Annotated in this window: 5 protein-coding genes and 1 pseudogene; 4 read left to right on the top strand and 2 right to left on the bottom strand. The window is 55.6% G+C overall.

What is annotated here, in order from left to right:
• Nucleotides 1–92 precede the first annotated feature (92 nt).
• Nucleotides 93–1,475, bottom strand: a complete 1,383-nt coding sequence (locus HMPREF0577_RS06385; RefSeq protein WP_004012949.1) for a sensor histidine kinase — start codon at nucleotides 1,473–1,475, stop codon at nucleotides 93–95.
• Between the two features lies 1 nt (nucleotide 1,476).
• On the bottom strand, nucleotides 1,477–2,193 hold the full coding sequence (locus HMPREF0577_RS06380; protein ID WP_004012948.1) for a response regulator transcription factor: 717 nt from the start codon (nucleotides 2,191–2,193) through the stop codon (nucleotides 1,477–1,479).
• 177 nt (nucleotides 2,194–2,370) lie between these two features.
• Here HMPREF0577_RS06380 and HMPREF0577_RS06375 point away from each other — a divergent pair, with 177 nt between their 5' ends.
• The 4 genes and pseudogenes from HMPREF0577_RS06375 to HMPREF0577_RS06360 form a co-directional block, all read left to right on the top strand.
• On the top strand, nucleotides 2,371–3,135 hold the full coding sequence (locus HMPREF0577_RS06375) for an ABC transporter ATP-binding protein (RefSeq protein ID WP_004012947.1): 765 nt from the start codon (nucleotides 2,371–2,373) through the stop codon (nucleotides 3,133–3,135).
• Nucleotides 3,132–3,866 (top strand): ABC transporter permease, encoded by a 735-nt coding sequence (locus tag HMPREF0577_RS06370; RefSeq protein ID WP_004012946.1) that lies wholly within the window; start codon nucleotides 3,132–3,134, stop codon nucleotides 3,864–3,866. Before HMPREF0577_RS06375 ends, HMPREF0577_RS06370 begins: the two co-directional genes overlap by 4 nt.
• A gap of 12 nt (nucleotides 3,867–3,878) precedes the next feature.
• Entirely contained in the window at nucleotides 3,879–4,643 is a 765-nt protein-coding gene (locus tag HMPREF0577_RS06365) for an ABC transporter permease (protein WP_004012945.1), read from the top strand.
• A gap of 135 nt (nucleotides 4,644–4,778) precedes the next feature.
• A pseudogene (locus HMPREF0577_RS06360) lies at nucleotides 4,779–5,324 on the top strand (N-6 DNA methylase); the annotation flags it as partial.

The following is a 5,324-nucleotide window of genomic DNA, read 5'->3' as shown; positions in this document are numbered from 1 at the left end:
CACCTCATGAAAACGTAACGGATTCGGGACAAACGCGCCGATGGGAAAAACTCGGGTTTTAAGCAAAATCCCTAGACTCTGGTACGCAAACCTCATGAAGGCGGCGGGGCGGATGGCGATAGGTGCAGTTCGACGGCGAAACCGCCACCCTCGCGGCCAGACAGACGCATGGTGGCGTGGTGGGCAGCAATGATTTGATTCACCAGCAGCAACCCGAGCCCATGCTGAGGTTGTTCGGTTGGCGTATCACAGTGCCAGTAATGTGGCCGGGTTTCCAGCTGGCGCAGTTTCTCAGCGCTCACCCCGGTGCCGTTATCGGTTATGGTGATGATGATTTCATGAGGTGCCATCCGGGCTTCCAAGCGTATCTGACATCCTTGCGGGTTGTGCACAATCGCATTAGTGACCAGATTCTCCACCGCTCTTTGCAACAAGGAGGCATCCCCGGTGACACAAATATCACTGGCAAAATCAATCTCGCACGCAATGTCATACAGGCCGTCATAACCCCGATCCAAGAAATCCGCCGCAATCGAGCGCAACAGGGGTGCTACCGGCACCGACTCCAGGCGCAGCGGCTGCATTTCGTAATCCAAACGCGAGGCCAAATTCAAGTCATTGACTAAGTTTTTAATCCGCTCCCCATGCGCCATAATCTGGCGAGCTTTCTGGGCCACTTCGGGGTTTTCTGTGGTTTTCTCGAGGGTGGCGGCGGATCCGATAATCACTGACAGGGGAGTGCGAATATCGTGGGAAACCCCGGCAATCCAATTTGCTCGCGCCGTGTCGCGTTTCTGGAGCGCGGCGGAAACTGTGTTAATCTCTTGCGCCAAGGTGGAAAAAGGTGCGCGCTCCGCGAGCTGCACAGTTTGCCCCCGCGAGAGCTCCCCAATCCCCGCTACCAGCGGAGTCACGGCTCGTCCCAGGCGTTTTTGCGCCCCGAAATACAACAGGAACAATACCGTTAGATTAGCTGGTATCAATACCGCCCAAAACGGTATCAAACTTTGGTAGGCGGCTGTGGGAATGTAGTTCGAAAGTTGCTTAGCAAAGCTATCCCGGGGATAGCCCACCACCAGCAGCCCCCCGGGGTGCTCCCAGGTAAAAACCGGGTAATCTTGCAGGTAGCCGCGCGAAAACTTCGCTACATCCGTCAAGGTATAGCGCGTATGAATCTCGGGAGGGACGTGGTAGCGCCAAGTGACTTCCCCGCTCTGTTTGTCGAGTAGCATCGCCCAGGCTGCGGCTTTCATGAGCTGCTGGCGGGCAGCGGGTGCCAGCTCATATTCACCCCCTTTTAATTTAAGGGAGTCGGCGGTCTGAGCCAGCACGCTTGGCACCGCAGGCTCGAGCAGACGGTTTACTATGGTGTGCATATAGACTGCATAAAGGGTCACACTGGTAGCCACTAAAGCCGTTAGGGTAATCAGGAAACCGAGCGCGAAACGGCGCAGAATTTGGTGAAATGGTGCCATCTTAGGTTTCCTTTACCAACAGTTTGTATCCCAGTCCGCGCGCGGTCAGCAGGGTCACTGGCGCGGACGGGTTGGCCTCGATTTTCTCGCGAATGCGGCGAATATGAGACAACAGTGAAGTCTCGTAGCCGAAATAGTTCTCGCCCCACCCGGCTATACAGAGTCTATCGGTGGTCACGATTCGCCCGGCATTCTGACACAAAGCTTGCAACAAAGTGCATTCCTTGGCGGTCAACGCAATCTCCCCACCGTCGCTGCGTATCATCACGGCACAATCGAAGTCAATAGTGCCAGCTGCGATTTCCACGCGATTGCTTTCCGCCACGTCCTCTGGATAGCACCGGCGCAGTACCGCCGCCAGGCGCAATGCCAGTTCCTCGGGATAAAAAGGCTTCGTGATATAGTCATCCGCGCCCATTCCCAGACCCTGGAATTTGTCGGTGGGTTCGTCCCGCGCAGTCAAAAAAATCACTGGAATATCGCGGGTTTTACGGATTTCGTCACAAAGCACAAAACCATTCCCATCGGGCAGCATCACATCCAAGATTGCCGCCTCTGGTTTCGTGGTGCGCAGAATCTGTCCCGCAGCGCGGGCACTGCTCGCCGTTTCCACCTGGGTGTAACCCTCGTTTTCCAAGGTAGTGCGCACCAGTTCAAGAATATCTGGCTCGTCATCCACGATCAGGATACGGCGGTCTTTAAAACTTTGCGGTAACACGGGGCTGGCTCCTCATGAATTCGACAACGCCACCTACCGTACCACCCCCGCGAGACGCGACGTACCGCTAGCCGCCATGTCAGCTAAAAGTCAGCTAAAAGTCATTTTTGCGCCATCCCCACGCCATTTTCCCGCCAGGTCAGCGCGCTAACTTGGATTCGACAGAAAGGAACAGTCATGGATTACATCGTGAAAACCAATCATCTGACCAAGATTTACCGGGACTTCACTGCCGTTAGTGACGTGAGTTTGCATATTCGTCCGGGAAGTATTTACGGGTTTCTGGGGCCAAATGGGGCGGGCAAATCAACCACCATGAAGATGTTGCTGGGGTTGACCAAGCCCACCAGCGGCAGTTTCGAGATTGCCGGGAAACACTTTCCCGCAGACCGGATAGAGATTTTGCGCTCTATCGGTTCGTTTATTGAATCACCGTCGTTTTACGCGAATCTGACCGGACGGGAAAACCTTGAAATCATCAGGCGTATTTTAGATCTGCCGCGCTCCAGCGTGGATGAGGCTCTGGAACTGGTGGGATTGCGCGAGTTCGGTGGGCGCTTGGCGCGGAAATATTCCCTGGGCATGAAACAGCGCCTGGGACTCGCGGGGGCAATGCTGGGAAAACCACCGATCCTGTTTCTGGACGAGCCGACCAATGGGCTCGACCCGGCTGGTATTCACGAGATACGCAATTTGGTGACCTCGCTGCCAAGCCGCTACGACTGCACCGTGCTAATCACCTCGCATTTACTCGCGGAGGTCGAGCTGATGGCTCAAGATATCGGGATTTTGAACCACGGGCGAATGCTCTTTGAGGGGAGCCTGGAAGCGCTGCGAGGGCTCGCAGTTCATGAGGGGCTAGCCGAGAGCAGTCTCGAGGACACCTTCCTGGCCATGATTGAAAACGACAATGCGACCCACCGGGAAAGGGCACTGCTATGAGGGGTATGAAGGCGTTGGGCGTGGAACTGTACAAGCAGCGGCGCACCGGTTTGTTGACGGCACTGCTGGTGGTTGGTTGGCTGGGTGCGGGCTATGCGGCGTTGCTTTTCGGGCTGCGCGGGAGTCAACTTCTGGCTTTACCGTTGGCGCCCATGGATGTGCTGTTGACCCAACTCTACGGAGTGCTGTGCGTGCTTAATATTTTCGGCATCGTGGTGGCCGCCTGCCTGGCCTATTACCTGGAGTTTAGTGGCAATGCGATTCGAAAACTGTGCGTGTTACCCCTGGCCGGCGGACAGATTTTCCTGTGGAAATTCGTCATTATCGCCGCCGGTTTGCTGGCGGCGTGGGTGATTCAATACGCCGCTATCGCGTTGGTGGGCCTACGTTACCTGCCGTCCGGAGCCTTCGACGTGGCGGCGCTGGTGGCTTTTGCGGCCTACACTTTCCTGGCGACCCTGCCAATTGTGTCGCTGATGCTGCTGGTGGCCTCGCGTTTTACCAATATATGGGTGCCGCTCGGGGTGGGCGTAGCCGGCTTCCTCAGCGGCATCGCCCTGGCCACCGCTAAATCTCCCATTTGGCTGGGGCATCCTTTTGTGGCAGTTTTTCAACCGGCTATAACTACTACGGCCGTGCCAAATCCGCTGGTAATTGCCATCGCGATTGTGGAAACCGTCTTGTTTGGCGGCCTCGGGCTGGTGCTATCCCAATACAAAGCCTATGAATGAAAGGAGCTAGTTGTGCGTTTTACGTCTTTACTCGCAATTGAATTTATGAAAGTAAAAAGGTCTTTCATTATTCCACTGATATTTATTGCCCCCGTGGTGGTAATTATTTCCGGTGTTTCCAGCCTGCGTATGTACTTGACCCCGGAATACAAGGATGCTTGGGCAGCGATGTTTATTCAAAGCTGTCTGCTGTACGCCTATTATTTACTGCCGTTCTCTATGATTGTGGTGTGTGTCTTGATAGCGGCACGTGAATCGGCACACAACGGGATTCTGAAAATGCTCGCCCTGCCCGTGAGCCGCCGCCAGCTGAATCTGGCTAAATTCGTGGTAGTGCTGTCTTTCTTGTTCCTCGAGATGCTAATCTATCTGGTGGTATTCCTGGTGGCGGGCTTGGTTACCGCCCACGCGGCGGGGGTGTCCCAGGCGATTCCCGTGGCCTATCTGCTGGGCAAATGCACGGGGTTGTTTTTCGCGATGATTCCCAGTGTGGCTCTTATGTGGCTGATAGCCGTGGTGTTCAACCGCCCGGTGTTGAGTATCGGCATCAACCTGTTGTTGGTAATCCCGGGAATCCTGGTGGCGAATACGCCGCTGTGGATTTTCTACCCCTATTGCTACGGTGGCTATTTGATAGCTACGGCGATGGCGGATTATCAAAACAATGTGAGAGTCTCGTCTCTTGACTTATTCCCTTTTCTGCCTTGTGCCACCGGGCTCGGTCTCGCCGCGCTATACCTTTCTACGGTATGTTTCGGGAAAAAAGAGATGCGCTAGGCTCGGCCTTTTCATGAGGTGCTGGCATAAATTTATGGCGCACTCTTGGAGTGAGAATTATGAGGCCGCAAATGGATTTGGCTGGGGTATGCTAAAAATAGCTGGCAGCTAAAATTTTGCTGGGGGAGGTCGTGCTTGGTAGCAAGGGAGGATGTCGGTACAGGTATCGGTACGGGTGAAAGGCGATTTTCCCCCACGGCAGTTACCCGGGTTATCGCCCGGTTGCAAGCACCCACCAAGACCCAGACGCGACGAAACTGGCTGCGCGCGGTGGCGGCGCGGACAACCCGGCAGCGCCCAGATTTAGCCAGTGATTTGCTTGAAATCTTGGGGACTGAGCCGCAGGATATCGGCTCGCTAGACGCTGAACCTTTGGGAGACGAACCTCCAGGGGGCGAGCTGTTGGATATCGGTGTCACCCCCCCGGGAGCAGCGCAGCTAGGTGCCAAATCGCTGGGAGCCAAGTCCTTGAGAGACAAGGTGTCGGGTGCTGAACCTCTGGGAAGCGAGGTATCGGGAGCCGACACGAACCCGCTGGAAGGCTTGAGCATCGGGGAAATTGCGGTGTGTTACGAGGCTTTGTTGGCGACCTTGGATAGCCGCCGCCGCCGTAGCGCGGGGCAGTTTTTCACCCCGGACGATGCGGCGGCGTTTATGGCGGCGCAATCCCGCGATTTTCCC

Origin of the sequence: Mobiluncus mulieris ATCC 35243, from assembly GCF_000160615.1 — a bacterium.
Lineage (GTDB): Bacteria > Actinomycetota > Actinomycetes > Actinomycetales > Actinomycetaceae > Mobiluncus > Mobiluncus mulieris.
Note: the sequence above shows the minus strand (reverse complement) of the source record. Positions and strands in the feature narration are given on the sequence as shown.

What these genes read in the sequence shown, in the direction of transcription:
- HMPREF0577_RS06385 (WP_004012949.1), bottom strand. Translation starts at nt 1,475, where the DNA reads ATGGCACCATTTCACCAAATTCTGCGCCGTTTCGCGCTCGGTTTCCTG.
- HMPREF0577_RS06375 (WP_004012947.1), top strand. Translation starts at nt 2,371, where the DNA reads ATGGATTACATCGTGAAAACCAATCATCTGACCAAGATTTACCGGGAC.
- HMPREF0577_RS06370 (WP_004012946.1), top strand. Translation starts at nt 3,132, where the DNA reads ATGAGGGGTATGAAGGCGTTGGGCGTGGAACTGTACAAGCAGCGGCGC.